The organism is Streptomyces sp. NPDC087300 (genome assembly GCF_044744425.1).
Lineage (GTDB): Bacteria > Actinomycetota > Actinomycetes > Streptomycetales > Streptomycetaceae > Streptomyces.
The window spans coordinates 1-15,871 of sequence record NZ_JBIUYI010000027.1; the positions used below are offsets into that span (position 1 = coordinate 1).

Below are 15,871 nucleotides of genomic sequence, written 5' to 3' on the forward strand. Positions count from 1 at the left end.
CGACGGTCTCCCTGCGCGAGTGCACCTGAACGTCTGCTCAGCCAAAGGAAGACACATGCCCCAGGCCGGTGAACCTTTGCGGTCACAGCACTAGCTGATGACGGATCTCATACGCTCTGGGTGCCAGGAACAGCTCGCGCAATGTCCCCGGGCGTTCCTCCGCAGGAATGTCTGCCTGTGCGGACTCGTTGAGAGCCGTTCGCATGCGGGAGAGCGCAGCCGTGTATTCGGCGTAGAGCTGCCTTCGCGCGTCGAGAGTCTGGCCGACGCGTTGTCTTCGCCAACTGAGTGGATCTGCGAGCAACGTTGAACCGACCCCAATGACCGCGCCAAGCGCCGTGCTGGCAAGCGATATCCACTCCATGACAGGTGACCCTAGTTCGTTTTCTGATGGCTCTTGGCCTGTGGGGTGATCTCGATGCTGGCCGGGCAGAGCGCTTCCATGGTGCGGTGATACGAGGAAGCATTTCCGAGTTGGGCGACCAGGGCCTCGATGCGCCAGAGGTGAACGCCGGACAGCGCGCGGCGGCCCTTCTCGTTGCGCCGGTATCGGCTCTGGCACGGCTGTTCAGGCTGCGTGTTGCAGTGTGGGCAGCGGACGCCGAGCGGGTCGGGGATGCCCTCGGCAATGCCTCGTGGTGGGCACGGGCCGACCGGTAGGCGGCGAGGGCGCGGGCGACGTGCTCGGGCATGTAGTGGCGCGGGCCGTTGCCGACTTCCGATATGAGGCGGCGAGACACTAGGTCGTGTCCGCAAAGTCGTTGGCTCGTTGGTCTGTTCGTGGTGCGTCGTCATGAACTGACCGATGAATCGTGGGCGGTGATCGAGCCGTTGCTCGCTCCGCCCCGGATGGGACGCCCGGTGCGGGACCGGCGTCAGGTCGTCAACGGAATCCTGTGGAAGCTGGCGACCGGGGCGGCCTGGCGGGACCTGCCCGAACGCTATGGCCCGTGGAAGACGGTCTACGAACGCTTCCGCCGCTGGTCGGCCGATGGCACCTGGGACCGCCTGCTGGCCCACGTCCAGCAGCATTCCGACGCCGTGGGCACCGTCGACTGGTCGATCGTGTGCATCGACTCCACGACCGTGCGGGCCCACCAGCATGCGGCCGGAGCCCGAAAAGGGGGCAGCGCCGGCCGGGCGAGGCGATCGGCCGCTCCCGCGGCGGACTGACCACAAAGATCCACCTGGCCTGCGACGGACACGGCCGGCCCCTGGCCTTCACTCTCACGGCCGGGAACGTCAACGACTGCACCCAGTTCGAGGCAGTGATGGCCCGCATCCGGATCGCGCGATGCGGGCCGGGCCGTCCACGGACCAGACCGGAGCGAGTGGCCGCGGACAAGGGCTACTCGTCCATCAAGATCCGCACCTACCTGCGCAAGCGCGGCATCAAGGCGGCCATCCCGGAACGGATCGACCAGATCAACGGCCGTATCCGGCGCGGCGAGCAAACTTGTCACCTCGACCGCGCCGCCTACCGGCGCCGCAACGTCGTCGAACGCTGCTTCAACAAACTCAAGCACCACAAAGCCCTCGCCACCCGCTACGACAAACGCGCCCGCCACTACCAAGCCATGGTCACCCTCGCCCGCCTACAACTCTGGCTCCCCTGACTTTGCGGACACGACCTAGTAGGACTTTGTTAGGTGGTGTCGTAGGGCTGCCAGGGTGCGGGTTGGTGGCAGGTCGGGCAGTGTCCTGACCAGGTGGCTAGCAGGTGTTGGAGTTGGTCGAGGGCCTGGTAGAGGGTCAGGCCCCGGCAGGGGCTTTTGGGTCGGTGCGTTGTTCGGTCAGGAACAGGTGGGCCGCTGTCACGAGGGTGACGTGGCGGTGCCAGCCGTCCCAAGACCGGCCCTCGAAGTGGTCGAGTCCGAGGGCGGTCTTCAACTCGCGGTAGTCGTGCTCGATGCGCCAGCGGGTCTTGGCCAGCCGGACCAGGACCGGAGGCGGGAGGTCGGCGGGCAGGTTGGAGAGCCAGTACTTGACCGGCTCGTCGGCATCCTTGGGCCATTGGGCGATCAGCCAGCGCAAGCCGATGGTGCCGTCGGCGGCGGGTTTGGGACGACGTCCGGCCGGACGGACGCGCAGGAACACGAACCGGGCCCGCAACCGGCCCTTCGAGCCCCGCCGCCAGGTGATGGTGACGGCCCGCTCTCGGCCGGCTGCCAGTACGTGCTCACGCAGGCTGATCGGCCGGGTCCGGTAGCGCGGCAGCGGGCGTGGGCCCAGCCCGCCATAGTCCAAGGTGACCGGATCAATGTCTGCCGCGTATGCCGTCAACTCTCCCTTGACCTGCAGCACATAGGCCAGCTGCCGCTCTTCCAGCGCGGTCCGGAAGGCGGCGTTGTTGCCGTAGGCGGCGTCGGCGGCCACCACCGCGGGCCGCAGACCGAACCCGGCCAGCTCGTCGAGCATTGCCAATGCCAGCTGCCACTTGGGCCGGTGATGCGTATCGGGTGGGATGCGGCAGTGCCGACGCCGCCCGGCAGCCGTGGGTCCGTCCCAGCAGGCGGGCATAAACAGCCGCCAGGCCAGCGGGCAGGACGCGGTGTCGGTGGCCGCGTGCATGCTCACCGCCACCTGGCAGTTGGCGGTCTTGCCCAGCGGCGGGCAGTACTGCGCAGTCACCGCGGGCGGCAGGTCACCGTCCTTGGGAAAGCCGGTGTCGTCCACCACCCACACCTGTGGCCGGACCACTGCCACCGCCCTCCGGGCCAGCCGCTGCCCAACTACGGCGGTGGGCCAGGTCGACGACGTGACGAACTGCTGCAGCCGCTGGTGATCCACGCCGAGCCGGCGGGCCATCGGCTGCATCGACTTGCGCCGCCCGTCCAGCAGCAGGCCCCGCAGATACAACCCGCCCTTGGCCCGCTGGTCCGACCGCACCAGCGGCGCGAACACCTCCACCACAAAGTCCTCCAGCCGGTCACGGCACCCGGCAAGCTCCTCCGGAGTCATACCCCCAGCGAACTACCAGCCCCCGAACCTGACCAACCACCTAACAAAGTCCTACTAGGGCCTGTTCTGGGTTCGGATCTTGCTGATGCCCGGTGGTGTGTTGGTGCGGACTGGTAGAAGTCGCGTGTGGCTCGTTTTGATGTGACGGATGCTGAGTGGGAGTTGATCGAGGAGCGTCTGCCGGTGGCGGCGACGGGTCCGCTGCCCCGGCGGGTGCGGGACCAGTTCAACGGGGTGCTGTGGAGGTTTCGCACCGGCAGCGGCTGGCGTGATGTTCCGGAGCGCTATGGGTCCTGGTCGACGGTGTACTCGCGGTTCAACGCCTGGTCGAAGGCCGGGGTTTTCCAGGCGCTGATGAACGGCCTGATCGCTGAGGCGGCGGCGCGGGGGCGGGTCGACCTGGAGCTGGTCGGTGTGGATTCGATGATCGTGCGGGCCCATCAGGAGTCGGCGGGCCTGGCGGTCGCGGGGGAGACCCTGGACGCTCTCGAACAGGCCCTGACCGAGGGAAAGGGGGTTCCTCTGCCGGAGCAGGGACCGGTCCTGCGGGTGATGCACCGCCGCCGGAGGCCGGCGCGGGCGGCGGGCAGCAGGACCGGGAGCGGTCCGCGGCACGGCGCCGTCGCCGGGCACGGGCGAAAGCGGCCGGGCTCGGCAGGTCTCGAGGTGGACTGAGCAGCAAGGTCCATGCTGTGGTCGACGCGGCGGGACTGCCGCTGGTGTTTGTGCTGACCGCGGGCCAGGAGGCGGACTGCCCGCGGTTCCAGGCGGTACTCGACCGCGTCCGCGTCGCAGGTCCCAAGGGCCGCCCGCGCGCCAGGCCCGCGGCGGTGGCCGCCGACAAGGCCTACTCGTCCAAGGCCAACCGCGCCTACCTGCGCAGACGCGGGATCGCCGCAGTCATCCCGGAGAAGAATGACCAGGCCGCCAACCGGCGCAACAAAGGCTCGGACGGCGGCCGCCCCATCACCTTCGACGCGCACCGCTACCGGCAGCGCAACACGGTGGAACGCTGCTTCCAGAAGATCAAGACATGGCGCGGACTCGCCACCCGCTATGACAAATCCCCCGCAAGCTACGAGGCAGGCCTGCACCTCAAAGGTGCGCTCATGTGGCTGACGCACCTCACCTCAACCACATGATCCGAACCCCGAACAGGCCCTAGGTGGCGTCCGCCTCGCCGCGTGTCGACGCCGGCGTGAACCGGAGCTGCCGCGGTGGATAGATCACTCCGAATTCGCGGGCGATTCGGTTGGCGGCTGCCGCGGACCCGCTGATCCGCTCCAGGAAGAGGCCGCGGGCCAGCGACTGTGCCTGCGAGTCGGTGACGTGCACGAGCCACCGGTTGGATTCCATGTCGAAGCGCGCGGCCTTGACCGCTGATTCCAGGCCGGGCGCCGGGGGCGTTCGCAGTTGTCCATCCAGGCCGATGTAGCGGCGCACCGCGTCCATCTCCGAGCGACGCAGGGCGACTTCCTGATGGCCGGGCGCCAAGGGTTCGACGGGCGGCGCCGGCGCTGGCTGGGTCCGCGCGTACAGCAGGGCGTCCCAGCCGTCATCGGTCAGCCGTACCGCCCACAGGACCGGTCGCCCGGACCGCACCGAGAGCGCGGCTTGAGCGTCCGGTGACGCGGCCTCGGCGAGTCCGAGTTCGGTCAGGGGCGACACGCTGCGCTCGTCGATCCCGGGGGCGACGGTGGCCCATCCGTCGGTGTCGCCCTGAGCGTCAGCGACTCGCTGGAGCTGCGCGTAGTGGCGTGTAGAACGCCCCATCCCTGCCCCTATCCACCGAAGAACACGCTGGTGTGAGGCTAGCGCGGTCAGGGTGAGCGGGGTGACCTGTCCGAGTTCGGGACGCACAGAGACGTGCTCTGAGCGTCCTGTGGTGCGGCTTCGCCGCCGGGGCGCTGGTCGCGGGTTGAGCCGGTCAACGGCACATGACAGGCTCATGCCTCATGATTGATGGCTTCGCGAAGGACTACCTGCACAACGATCTGCGAGTGATGCGCGAGGCGATGCTCTGGAAGCTCGACGGGCTTGGTGAGTACGACATACGTCGCCCGCTGACCTCAACAGGCACCAACTGGCTACGTTTGCGACTTCGGGAGGCGTTTATCGCCGACTGCCGGAGGCACTCATGTGCTGGTTGAGTGATCAAAGTCGGTGAGTTTTAAAGTCGCACGGGCGTGCGGGGCGGTTTGTGCTCTGCCTGCTAGTCCCAGTCAGCCGTGGGCTGTTCGACGCGGCCGCCTTGGTGCGGGGTGGGAATGTGGTCCTCGGCTCCGTGGGGAAGGGCCGTCAGGCAGGCTGCTGAGCAGGCGTTGACCAGCAGGGGAAGGACGTCGGTCGCCACCTGTGAGGAGATCCAGGCTTGGTGGAGCTCGCGGTCTATCGGCTGGTTGCAGACGCTGCACGTGCGTATGGCTGTTGTTCCCCAGCGGCGGGGGGCCAGGTCGGTCAGGTTGAGTTCTGCGACTGCGTGCTGAGGCGGCTGGAGGCGTGGGAAGGGCGCTCGGAGCTTGTAGTTGCCGAACAGTGAACGGGTGCTGACGGTGCTCCGGGCGAGTCGTGTGCAGCGGGTGATTTCGTAGGGGAACCAGTGCAGGCGGTGCGAGGTGTAGGGGCTGAACTCCTCCAGGCTGGCCATGGCACCGATCTCGGGCGGGATACGGACCAGGTTGCTGCCGTAGAGCATGAAGTGCCTGACCGCCGTCAACCGGGCGATGGAGGGGGGCAGCGTGATGATCTGTCGCCGTTCCTGTGGGCTGAGTTCGAGCAGAGGACGGAATTCTTCCCGGCCGTCAGCGGCAGCCTCGTCGATCAGCGCGAGTAGGTGCTGCCAGCCTTCAGCGGTGGTGTCCTGGAGTTCGGTGTGGAAACCCACCCGGGCACGTGGATGCACGCGGTATTGGTCGAAGCACGAGCAGGTGTCCCGGGACGACAGCGGGCTTTGCGGGCCCGGATTCGCTGTGTCGCCCCACCGGTTCACGAAGAGCTTTGGTTCTTCCCCATCCACCATGGACCAAAGATACGGACCCCGGAGCGCCTGCCACCAGGGAATATGGGCAGGAACACAGGTCAGCGGGCATCTGCTCGGGCAGCCTGGGCCTTGGTCTGGGCAAGGCGATAGGAGTCGGTGCCGGTCTCGATGATGTTGCCGCCGAAGGTGAGCCGGTCCACGATGGCCGCGCAGAGCCGTGGGTCGGTGAACGTTTTCGTCCACCCATCTGGGGCTGGCACTTGTTCCCTCGCGGGAGTTGCCGCTGCCACCTGGCCGTTTCCTCCTCCTGCGGTCCTCGTTGGTTCTCGTGGTGGTGCTCAGGTTTTCCAGGTGCTGCCTTGAGAGTTCAGGCGCGAGGAAGGTGTGCCGGTGGCCGAGGCGAGGTTGCAGGTCATCGCGGGCGGTGGCGTCCCGCAGGGGCCGCTGGTCACGGACCCTTGGCTCTTCCAGGCGGCGTGCGTGGACGCGTTCGTCGCCTCCTGGCGGGCCCGCGGGTTCAGCCCGGTGACCGTCGAGAACGACATTGGCCTGTTGGAGAGGACGCTCGCCGCCCTGGGGCGGCCGGCGTGGGACGTGACACCCGAGGACATCGACCGCGTCGTCGGCGATCTCGCAGTCAAGGGCCGGGCAACGTCGACGCGCCGCGAGTATGTGCAGATCTTCAAGGGGTTCCACCGGTTCCTCCAAGCGCGCAAGGCCGCAGAGATCGAGGCCGCGTTCGGGGTCCGACTGGTCTGCCCAGTCGATGAGTTCAACGCGTCCAGGCATGTCGGTGACGACTCCCCGGCCCTGCTGCCGCCACCGACCCCGGAGCGGGTGGTCGAGTTCTTCGACTTCATGAAGCAGAGGATCGCGACCGCGAGGAAGTACGGCCCTGCCGCCCGTGACTACGCACTGTTCCGGACGCTGTATCACGCCGGGCTCCGCTCCGAGGAGGCCTCGCTGCTGGAGAAGCCGGACCTGCACTTCACCCGCGGCCCGTTTGGCAAACTCCACGTCCGCTTCGGCAAGGGCGCCCACACCTCCGGGCCTCGGCCCCGCTGGGTGCCGATGCTCGACGGCCTGGACCTGGTGCTGCGATGGTTCCTGGAGGACGTCCGAGGCAAGTTCCCCGACTCGCCCGTGCTGTTCGCGGACGAGTCTGGTGGCCCACTGCACCGCGGGACGATCCGCAACCGGCTGCGCTATCTCATGGACCTCGAAGGTCGGCCGCCAGCCGAGCGGTTCAGCCCGCATGCCCTGCGGCGGGCCTGCGCGACCCACAACTACGAGCGCGGCGTCGACCTGGTGGCCATCCAGCAGATGCTCGGTCACTGGACGGTCAGCTCGACCATGCGCTATGTCCGGCCCTCCGCGACGTTCATCGAGGACGCCTATCAGCGGGCGGTCGCCGCGACCCTGGCCGAGCTGACCGGGAAGGACACCACCGCATGAAGATCCGCTGGCGGCTGCGGATGGCCGCGGCCCAGCGCGAGGTCTGGACCGGGACCGAGCTGCGGCGGCTGCTGGCCGACAAGGCCGGCCTGGAACTGTCCTCGGCGTCGGTGTCCGCGCTGTTCACCAAGGAGCCCTCGCAGGTGAAGATGTCGACGCTCGCCGCGTTGTGCACCGCGCTGGAGTGCACCCCGAACGACCTCATCGAAGTCGACACCACCCCGATCGAACGGCCAGTGACCCCGCCTCGCCTGGCAGCATCCCAGCCCAAGGCCGCGGCATCTGCCCGGGGCCGGTCGATGCCACCGCTGTGACCTGCGGACTTCACGATGGGCAAGAAGCAACGGGACTGCGTCACCTGCGGTGCCCCGGTCGGCTATCTCGACCGCCAGCACTGCTGCCGGTGCTGGCGGTCGCTGAAGGAACAGGCCGCGAAGCAGACCTGCCCGGCCTGCGGCAAGGACCGAGTCCTGCAAGCGGACACCGGCCGGTGCGTCATCTGCTCACGCGTCTGCGAACAGTGCGGCCACCCGGTCCGCGTCGCCGGCAACCGTCTGTGCCGGGCCTGCCGCCGCAAAGAGGAAGCCGAAGCCGCGAAGACGCCCTGCCCGCGCTGCGGCAACCCCGGGTTCCTGCGCGAGGCGACCGGCTGGTGCGGAACGTGCTCCAGGCCCCGGCAGCAGAAAGGGCCTCCCCGGGCCTGCCGCGAGTGCGGCGAACTGCGTCGCCATGCCGGGCTGGGACTGTGCTCACCGTGCTGGCAACGACACCCCGGACGGCCGTTCATCCGCGGCGAGAACCTGCGCGACCGCCTCGCCGACCCACCGCGTTGGCTGGACGAGTTCGTCGCCCACGTCGCTGCCCGCCACTGTGTCGCCCGAGCCTGCAGCTTCATCACCGAGCTCGGCCGACTCCTGCAGGACGACCACTCCAACTCGCCCCAGGCCCTGCTGGAGAGGTCCCGCCGGCCCGGGCGGTCCATGGGCACCTTCGCCCGCACCTTGGAGGACTTCTTCACCATCCAAGGCCTGGCCCTGCCCACCGACCAGGCCGAGCGGCTCGCCGCCGGACGGCGCAAGCGCCGCGTCGACGCCGTCCCCGAACCCCTCCGCCCGGCTGTCGCCGCTTTCGACACCTCCCGGATGCGGGCCCAGGACCGGGCCCGCCGAGCCGGCACCCGCCCCCGCAGCAACCTCACCCTGGAGGCCGCCCTCGCCACCATGCGCGACCTGGCAGTCTTCCTTGCAGATCAGCGCGGCAAGAGCGACTGGGCTCTGGTCGACGTCCATGATGTCGAGGCATTCCTGGGCACCCTGCCCAACGGCCGCAAGCGCCGACTGACCGTGCTGCGGCAGTTCTTCGGCTTCGCCCGCTCGCAGCACCTGGTCCTCGTCGATCCGACCCGCGGACTGACCGCGAAGGAGAGCAACGGATACCGAGGCCGGACCCTCACCCTCGACCAGCAGCGTGACCTGCTCCGCCGGTGGACCTGCGACGACGAAGTTCATCCCCACGAAGCCCTGCTCGGGATACTCGCCCTGCTGCACGGCGCCTCCAGCGCAGAGGTCCGCATGCTGCAGGTCAGCGACATCGACGCAGCCGCGCGAACGGTCCGGCTCGGCAAACGGCCGCACCCGGTCCCGCTCGACCCCGCATCCTGGACAGTCCTGCAACGATGCCTCGCCCACCGGGCCGGTTGGCCGACGCAGAACCCCCACGTCATGGTCACCAAGGGCACGAAGGTCGGCCGGGCGGCTGCTTCAACGGCCTACCTATCCCACGTCCTTGACGACTGCGGCTATCCGCCCCGGATGATCCGCGGCACCCGGCTCGTCGAGCTCGTCAACACCCTGGACCCGAAGCTCGTCGCTGCGGCCTTCGGCATGGACCCCCAAGCCAGCCTCATCTACCTCGCCGACCACATCGACGAGGGTCGACTTCCTGTCTCGGAGCTGGGCCGAAAATGATGAGAGACAGCACCGGAGCCTCACGCAGAATTGCGGCCATGACTGTCTTCACCTGCAGTGCCTGTCAGCAGCGAATTAGCCTCGACCTTCAGGATGTGCCGATGCCGCCTCCGATGACGGAGGAAGCGCCGGGACACAGGTTCCTGCCACCGCTGATGCCGCGCGGGTCGTATGCGGTCAGCCCTCACACCGGCGTGTTCGTCCTCAACCCCGACGACATCTCGGGAGTGGCCAGGCACCCTGACCGTGGGCGCCTCAACGGATGCTGTGGACTCGACGGCCTGGACGGCCCCAACCTCGTCTGCGACGCCTGCGGAGCCGAGGTCGCCACCCAGCAATCAGACTGCTGGTCTCAACAGCTCATCGCGCTGATCCCCGACGCGGTAACCATAGCCTTCTCGCCCTCCGCGTGAACCCGTGAATTTTCGGCAGCACCTGGCACGGGTTCGCCGGAACATGTGCGCTTTGCCGAACGACTCGTTCGAGGCGATCGCCACCGAGTTCTTCTCCTCCCGTTCCGTCAGGACCTGGAAGAGGAGTTCGGCGCCGCGCCGGTCCAGCTCCATATAGCCGAGTTCATCAATACAGAGAAGGTCCACACGTCCGTAACGGGCGATGGTCTTCGCCAGCAGCTTCTCGTCGGCGGCCTCGACCAGCTCGTTGACCAGCTTGGTCGCCAGGACGTACTTCACCCGGTAGCCCTTCATCGCGGCCTCGGTGCCCAACGCGATCAGCAGGTGGGACTTGCCGGTGCCCGAGTCGCCGATCAGACAGAGCGGATGGCTTTTGCGCACCCACTCGCAGGTGGCGAGGGTGTTGATGGTCGCGACGTCAATGTTCGGGTTCGCGCTGTAGTCGAAGGCCCGCAACGACTTCTCGCGGGGGAACCCGGCGGCCTTGATCCGCCGCTCCGAGCGCCTGCGGGCCCGGTCGTCGCACTCGGCCAGCAGGAGTTCCGCGAGGAAGGCGCGGTAGGACATCTGCTCACGGGACGCGGCCTCGGCCAGGTCAGGGAACTGCCCGCGGATAGTGGGCAGCCGCAGCATCCTGCATGCCTGGTCGATGGCAGTGGTCGCGGCTTCCTCGGTCAGTCCGCGGTCGCGCTGGGTGCTCATGTCGCTTCTCCCTCGCTCGGAGTGCTCCCGCCGCGGCGCTTTCGCAGCAGCTGGTCATAGACGGCCACCGACGGCAGCGGCCGGGTGTCGGGCGGTAGATGAGACAGCCGCCATTCGTCGAGGAAGGTGACTGTGGCTCGCCCCCGCCCGGCCGGCACCGGCTTCGGCGAAGGCGCGGGCGCCGACGGGTCGGTTCCGTCGCTGTCGGCGATCTTGCGGGCCTCCAGCGCGACCGCGTCCGCGGTCAGTGCCCCGGCCCGCAGGGCCACCGCGAGCCCGGCGACCAGGCACTCATGGTTCATATGCCGGGCCAGCAGCAGCACCTCGATCAGGGCCTTGGTGCCGTCCTTGTCGCCGTGGGCGGCGCGGGCCGCATCCCACCAGGCGTCGTGAACAGGGGTGAACCGGCCCGCGGAGCGAGCCTGTTCCAGAGCAGTCGAGCCGGGAAAAGCTCCCGGCTTGCGGATCAGCGCCTCCAAGTAGTGATCGAGGACCAGCCGTGAGCCGTCCTGCGTGCTCAGACGCTCATGGCGGGCCACCTCCCGGCCGTCGTCGAAGACCACCAGTTCAGAAGCGTGCGCCAGCACCCGCAGCGTTCTGCCGATCAGCCGCACCGGCACCGAGTACCGGTTGCTGCGCACGGTGATCTGTTCTCTGAACTTGGCGGCGAAGGGGTCCGGTGAGCTCAGGCCTCGCTGTGCTCAAGGAAGAGGCGGGCCAGTCCGGGGATACGGGCCTGCATTTCCGAGGCGTCGTCGAAATCGAAGCTCTCGCCCATATCGACCGGCGCCTGGTCGGTGCGGGATCCGCAGAACTGGTCGTAGTCGTCGTAGAAGGTGCAGTCGTCCTCGTCACCGTTGATGCGCTCGTAGGCGTAGGAGGCCGCGTAGTTGACGGTTTCGTTGAACAGCGCCTCGTCGCTGCCTTCGACCGCCGCAGCGATGACGTCTGGATGCTGGGCGAGAACATCGGGTGCGGTGGCGGCCCGGTCGTACCACTGTCGGCCCTGCGCGATCAGTCCGGCGCGGAAGTCCATGAAGGCGTCGTCGGAGCAGCCTCCACCGATCAGATAGCCAGCAGCCCATATGTCCCAGCGGTAGATCGCCCCGTGCAACTGATCGAAGCACTGCTGGTATTCAAGGATCGTCTGCTTCGAGGTCGCCGCAAGCCGCTCGACCAGGGCCGATGCGAACGCTTGGCTCGGGTTTCCGGAGGCCGAAGCGGCGTCGGTGCGTGCCGTTTCGATGACGGTCCAGAATTCGTCGATGTTCATTGCCGCACCCTCTCACCTGCCCCTGACATCCGACTTCAGGGGTTGGTTGTGGGGGGTCGGCATGGGGAGGTCAACAGTTCGCGGAGCCCGCCGGTCGATCTGGGAGAGCTTGTCGTTCGCTCCCGCGAGGGTGGTCTGCAGCCCTTCAACCTCGCCGAGCCAGCCCTCTCGCTCGGCCTCCGCGATGCGGGCGATGATGTTGTCCCGGATGTCGACGATCCGAGCCCGTTGAGCCGGGTCGGGCCAATGCATCGAGCATCGCAGGCAGGCGTTCTCATGAATGCAAGGAGTTGAGAAGACCCGTCCGCAGAGGCCGGTGGCGACCTTGCGCCGTTCGAAGTGGCCGAGGAACTCCTCCCATTCAGCGTCGGTCGGGGTGCGGTATTCCTCGCTGGGCCGCAGCGCCCGGCGGCGGGCCAGGAACGCCAGGTGGGACTTGATGGTCTCCTCCGGATAGACGGCCTTGTAGCCGATGGTGACGCTGATGTCCTGGTGGCCGGCGATGACCTGGGCGATATGCGGTGGCAGCCCGTTCATGATCGCGTCGGTGATGAAGATCCTTCGGAAGTCGTGCGGCGTGCAGTGCAGTGGTGTGCCGTCGGCGTCGACGAGCCCGGTCCGGGTCAGGGCTTGGTCGAGCAAAGTGGAGATGCGTTCGCGGCCGATCCGGTGCGGTTCGGCGCCGACACGGTGCTGGAACAGCAACGGGGCCGGGTCCATCCAGACCAGCTCGTGGTAGTCGCGCGCGCGGATCAGCGGCACTGCGCCGTCGGCGCCGCGGATCCGGCAGATGATCGTCGACAGCACATCGGCCAGTTCCGGGCCGACGACCAGGAGTCGTTCGACGTCGGTCTTGGACGGGGCGATCTGCAGCAGCGGCACGATCTCGCCGGTGGTGGGTAGCCGGTATTGAACCAGGCTGTGGTGGCTGAGCTCCAGCATCTCCTCGATGCGGATTCCGGTCAGCCGCAGCACTTCGATGATCGCCCAGGCCCAGAAGGCGTGGTTCTCCTCGCGGTTGAGGAGCCGCTGTCGGCCTGTGACCGGATCAGTGGCCCAGATGTTGTCCGGTGTGGCGTGGGGGCGATGTGTGCGAATCAGCGTCTGGCCGACTGCGGTGAACTCCTGGCCGGGTTGGGCCTGGCGGCCGGCGGTCAGGAGCATCTCGGCTTCTGTACGGTGTTGGTAGGTGGAGCGCACGAGGGCTGGCAGGATCGGCAGCCGCTCGCGGGTCCGGGCATCCATCCGGGCTTTCCGGCGTCGGGTGGCCTTGCGCCGGTCGAGGTCGTGCTGACTCACTGGGCTGGGCGCAACCCACGGTCCCCAGCGGGCGGGGTCCTCCAGCGCCCACTGCGCAAGATCCAGGTAGAAGGCACGGACCGTTGCCAGAGTGTCGTGGTAGTTGAGGCGTTCGACCGTCACCTCGATCCGACGCCCGTCCCCGGCGGTGATCTTCTTGGTTCTGGTCTGCAGGCGCTGCTTCCAGGCCGTCGCCGCAGCCTGGTCCAGGCGCAGCGACGCGATGCCAGGGTGGTGCTGCTCCAGATCCGCCCAGAAGCTTTTGGCCAGGTGATAGACCTCGCCGCGTAGCGTGGAGTAGTCGAGGGCGGGCTGCCGCTCCTTGAGGTAGTCCACCAGCAGGTCGCGGATCGGGTGGCAAACGATCGGGTAGCGGTCGACGAGTTCCTCGATGGCCAGCTGGCCGTTGCTCGTGATCTCCCGCAGCGTCGGGACGCCGGGACCGAAGACCCCTAGCTCTCGCAGGACCCGGAACGCGGCTGAGCCCAGGCGCCGTTCCCCGCGCAGGGAGTACTCGACGTCCAGAGACTCCAGCAGGTCGCCGACGGTGATATCGGCCATCGTCCCGCCTTTGGCCGCGATGATCACTGCGAGGCGGAACACGATGTGCTCACGCGCGCCGTCGGTGATCCCGGGGTCCTGGCGGCAGAACCGATTGACGCGGTCGAAACCGGCGGCGTCGCGGGACCAGATCATGTTCCGGGCGACCTTGCGCTTCTTTCCGCCGGTGAAGAGCCAGGCCAGCGAGGGGCGTATCACGTCGGCCCCGACCAAGATGATCAGCGCGCTGGTCATGGTCTCCAGCCGTGTCCGCGAGTATTTGCTCTGCCGCTGCAGCCAGCAGGCCGGTCCGTCAGCCCAACGCTCGCCGGCTGCGTCCGCGCCGCTGGCCAGCCATCGCTGCTGCCAGTTGTCTCCGGGCTGCTCTTGCAGCCACTCCAGCAGCAGCATGAGCCCGCGGCGGCGGAATTTGTGGCTGCGCGGCGTCTCCGTGCGGGGAGACGCCGCCGCCCACAGCTCCAGCACCTGCTCAGTCGGCTGCTTTGTTGCCGGCCAGTCATCAGGCACCGGCCGAGCCGGGTAGCGGTCACCGATCGCTCCCGCCGAGGTCGACACGTTGACGGTCCTGGTCGCCGTGCTCACCGGGCCTCCCTGGCAAAGAGCACGTCCAGCGTCCGCTGGTCGTAGCCGGGAGCCGGCGTCGGCTCTTGCCGCGCCGCAGCCTGCCGCGTCTGCTCGGCATGGTGGGCCAGCACCCTCCTGATCACGTCCTCTTTCCGGGGCGTCAGGTAGATCTGCGTCGTGGTCAGCAGCGCATGGCCGAGGACCAGCTGCACGTCAGTCAACGGAAGCATCGGATCCTCCGCCATCCGGTAGGCCGCGGTGTGCCGCAGAGCGTGCAGTGTGGCCGAGGTGCCAGCCGCGGCGTTCACCCGCTCGAACATCCGGTGCGCGGCGTGGTAGGTCAGCGGACGCATCGGCCGCCGCAACGTCCACCACAGGGGAAGCCTGCGCCTCTTCGGGATCAGACCCTCCATCTCGACCTGGTAGAGCCGCAACCACACGAATGCGTCCGTGGACGCCGGGAGCCCGGCGACCTCACCCGTGCCCTTGCGGACCACCGAGACCAGCTGCCGACCCGGATCAACGCCGCCCTGCGTCGTCGACAGCAGCTCCGAGGCCCTGGCGCCGGTGGACACGTAGAACGCGACCAGCGCCCGGTCCCGGTGAGATGGCAGCCGCGCGAAGATCTCGTTGAACTCCTCGTCCGGGATAGACCGGGGAACACGTTTTGGCACCCGTGGCCGATAGAGCCCGGTCCGCTCCTTCCGGAACGGCTCCATCGGATTGTGATGCGCATTCGGCCGGCTTCCGCGGCGGGATCGGTCGAGGGGGAACGGGTTGATCAGGATCGGGCCGCTGCCGATCCCGAGGTGGAAGTCGTAGAAGCAGCGCAGCACTGTCTCGTTATGTGCTCGCACCGAGGCCGCGAACGGAACCCCGGACGGCTTCATCACCGCAGCGTCCTCGCCGTGGCGCCAATGCGGGCGGACCGGTTTGCCAGCGATCAGCAGCCATCTGCAGAAGTCCCGTGCCTCCACGCGCGTCGCGCGGTCCCACGAGATGCCAATCGCCCACAGGAACCGGAACCACCGCAGTAGGTCCATCCCGTAGGAGCGAACTGTTGCCGCGCTGCGGCCGGCCGCTTGCAGATCACGGAAGTACGCGCTCACCGCCTCGACTGGAACCTCGTCGCAGTCAAGCAGGCGATACGGCTCCCACGGATCGCCGGTCGCTGCGAGCGAGCCCACCAGCGGAACCGCCAGGGACGCGAGATCCCGCTGCGACACCTCGTCTGTCGTCACGGGCAGCGACCGTAGAGCAACGAGCCACGACATGTCCTGTGAACTGCGAAAACAGCTGCCTTAGTTCAGTCAACATGAGCCCGTAGCGGTCGACCCGCGGAGTGAACCAGCGGCCCGTCTCGAACGGCTCGATGGGCAGCGGCTTGAGCCGCTGTTGCTCCATCGCGAAGTACTCGCCGACGGTCTTGGTCCGCGACCGGATGCGCCGGGCCTCGTCCTGAAGGTCCCACTGGTCGACCATCTCGTTCAGCTCGGCGAGCGTGGCCACCTCGGGAACCGGCACGAAGTGATTGCGGCGGAAGTAGCCGATCTGGCCCTCCACCCCGCCTTTCTCGTGGGCGCCCTCGATGCCCGGACGGCAGTAGAAACTCTCGATGCCCCAGTGCGAACGGAAGGCAATCCACCGCTCCGGCTCCGTGCGCTGCCGGGAGAACCCCAGCACCTGCTTCACCTCT

Annotated in this window: 13 protein-coding genes and 3 pseudogenes; 6 read left to right on the top strand and 10 right to left on the bottom strand. The window is 68.0% G+C overall.

All coding sequences use genetic code 11. The features are described from left to right. The first annotated feature begins 723 nt into the window (after nt 1-723). Nucleotides 724-1,616 (top strand): IS5 family transposase gene (locus ACIO9J_RS43880; RefSeq protein ID WP_402011712.1). Its coding sequence is split into 2 segments (ribosomal slippage): nt 724-1,123 and nt 1,123-1,616, totalling 894 coding nucleotides; the frame shifts between segments, so codons are not numbered across the junction. 136 nt (nt 1,617-1,752) lie between these two features. Here the strand turns inward: ACIO9J_RS43880 and ACIO9J_RS43885 are convergent. Beyond that, nucleotides 1,753-2,961: an IS701 family transposase gene (locus ACIO9J_RS43885; RefSeq protein WP_402011715.1), complete on the bottom strand. Its 1,209-nt coding sequence runs from the start codon at nt 2,959-2,961 to the stop codon at nt 1,753-1,755. A 126-nt stretch (nt 2,962-3,087) separates the two neighbouring features. On the opposite strand from ACIO9J_RS43885, the pseudogene ACIO9J_RS43890 reads away from it, so the two are divergent. After that, a pseudogene (locus ACIO9J_RS43890) lies at nt 3,088-4,103 on the top strand (IS5 family transposase). A gap of 19 nt (nt 4,104-4,122) precedes the next feature. Here the strand turns inward: ACIO9J_RS43890 and ACIO9J_RS43895 are convergent. Further along, nucleotides 4,123-4,734 (bottom strand): DUF6417 family protein, encoded by a 612-nt coding sequence (locus ACIO9J_RS43895; RefSeq protein ID WP_402011718.1) that lies wholly within the window; start codon nt 4,732-4,734, stop codon nt 4,123-4,125. A 182-nt stretch (nt 4,735-4,916) separates the two neighbouring features. Here ACIO9J_RS43895 and ACIO9J_RS43900 point away from each other — a divergent pair. Beyond that, nucleotides 4,917-5,057: pseudogene (locus tag ACIO9J_RS43900) on the top strand (type I restriction endonuclease subunit M); the annotation flags it as partial. A 116-nt stretch (nt 5,058-5,173) separates the two neighbouring features. Here ACIO9J_RS43900 and ACIO9J_RS43905 read toward each other — a convergent pair. Both ACIO9J_RS43905 and ACIO9J_RS43910 read right to left on the bottom strand, forming a co-directional pair. Next, the gene (locus ACIO9J_RS43905) at nt 5,174-5,980 is read right to left on the bottom strand and encodes a leucine-rich repeat domain-containing protein (RefSeq protein WP_402011721.1); all 807 of its coding nucleotides are present in this window, start codon (nt 5,978-5,980) and stop codon (nt 5,174-5,176) included. Between the two features lie 59 nt (nt 5,981-6,039). Further along, nucleotides 6,040-6,186, bottom strand: a pseudogene (locus ACIO9J_RS43910) (ATP-binding protein); the annotation flags it as partial. A gap of 145 nt (nt 6,187-6,331) precedes the next feature. Between ACIO9J_RS43910 and ACIO9J_RS43915 the strand changes: the two are divergent. From ACIO9J_RS43915 to ACIO9J_RS43925, 3 genes are read left to right on the top strand one after another with little or no spacing between them, the layout of a single operon-like run. Next, nucleotides 6,332-7,396 (top strand): tyrosine-type recombinase/integrase, encoded by a 1,065-nt coding sequence (locus ACIO9J_RS43915; protein ID WP_402011724.1) that lies wholly within the window; start codon nt 6,332-6,334, stop codon nt 7,394-7,396. Beyond that, nucleotides 7,393-7,710, top strand: coding sequence for a helix-turn-helix domain-containing protein (locus ACIO9J_RS43920; RefSeq protein ID WP_402011726.1), 318 nt, complete (start codon nt 7,393-7,395; stop codon nt 7,708-7,710). The genes ACIO9J_RS43915 and ACIO9J_RS43920 overlap by 4 nt, the downstream gene beginning before the upstream one ends. A 15-nt stretch (nt 7,711-7,725) precedes the next feature. Further along, nucleotides 7,726-9,363, top strand: a complete 1,638-nt coding sequence (locus tag ACIO9J_RS43925) for an integrase (RefSeq protein WP_402011728.1) — start codon at nt 7,726-7,728, stop codon at nt 9,361-9,363. Between the two features lie 338 nt (nt 9,364-9,701). On the opposite strand, the gene istB is transcribed toward ACIO9J_RS43925, so the two are convergent. Genes istB through ACIO9J_RS43955 form a run of 6 tightly spaced genes read right to left on the bottom strand, consistent with a single transcriptional unit; the run spans nt 9,702 to nt 15,867 of the window. Then, nucleotides 9,702-10,478, bottom strand: a complete 777-nt coding sequence (gene istB / locus ACIO9J_RS43930; RefSeq protein WP_402011731.1) for an IS21-like element helper ATPase IstB — start codon at nt 10,476-10,478, stop codon at nt 9,702-9,704. Next, the gene (locus ACIO9J_RS43935) at nt 10,475-11,119 is read right to left on the bottom strand and encodes a Mu transposase domain-containing protein (protein ID WP_402011733.1); all 645 of its coding nucleotides are present in this window, start codon (nt 11,117-11,119) and stop codon (nt 10,475-10,477) included. The genes istB and ACIO9J_RS43935 overlap by 4 nt, the downstream gene beginning before the upstream one ends. A 44-nt stretch (nt 11,120-11,163) precedes the next feature. Next, on the bottom strand, nt 11,164-11,751 hold the full coding sequence (locus tag ACIO9J_RS43940; RefSeq protein WP_402011736.1) for a DUF4240 domain-containing protein: 588 nt from the start codon (nt 11,749-11,751) through the stop codon (nt 11,164-11,166). A 12-nt stretch (nt 11,752-11,763) separates the two neighbouring features. Beyond that, nucleotides 11,764-14,193 carry a tyrosine-type recombinase/integrase gene (locus tag ACIO9J_RS43945; protein ID WP_402011739.1) on the bottom strand — a complete coding sequence of 810 codons (2,430 nt, stop codon included), beginning with the start codon at nt 14,191-14,193 and terminating at the stop codon, nt 11,764-11,766. Next, the gene (locus ACIO9J_RS43950) at nt 14,190-15,416 is read right to left on the bottom strand and encodes a tyrosine-type recombinase/integrase (RefSeq protein WP_402011742.1); all 1,227 of its coding nucleotides are present in this window, start codon (nt 15,414-15,416) and stop codon (nt 14,190-14,192) included. The genes ACIO9J_RS43945 and ACIO9J_RS43950 overlap by 4 nt, the downstream gene beginning before the upstream one ends. Continuing rightward, a complete protein-coding gene (locus ACIO9J_RS43955) occupies nt 15,310-15,867 on the bottom strand; it encodes a hypothetical protein (RefSeq protein WP_402011745.1) in 558 nt (185 codons plus the stop codon). The genes ACIO9J_RS43950 and ACIO9J_RS43955 overlap by 107 nt, the downstream gene beginning before the upstream one ends. Nucleotides 15,868-15,871: the final 4 nt, after the last annotated feature.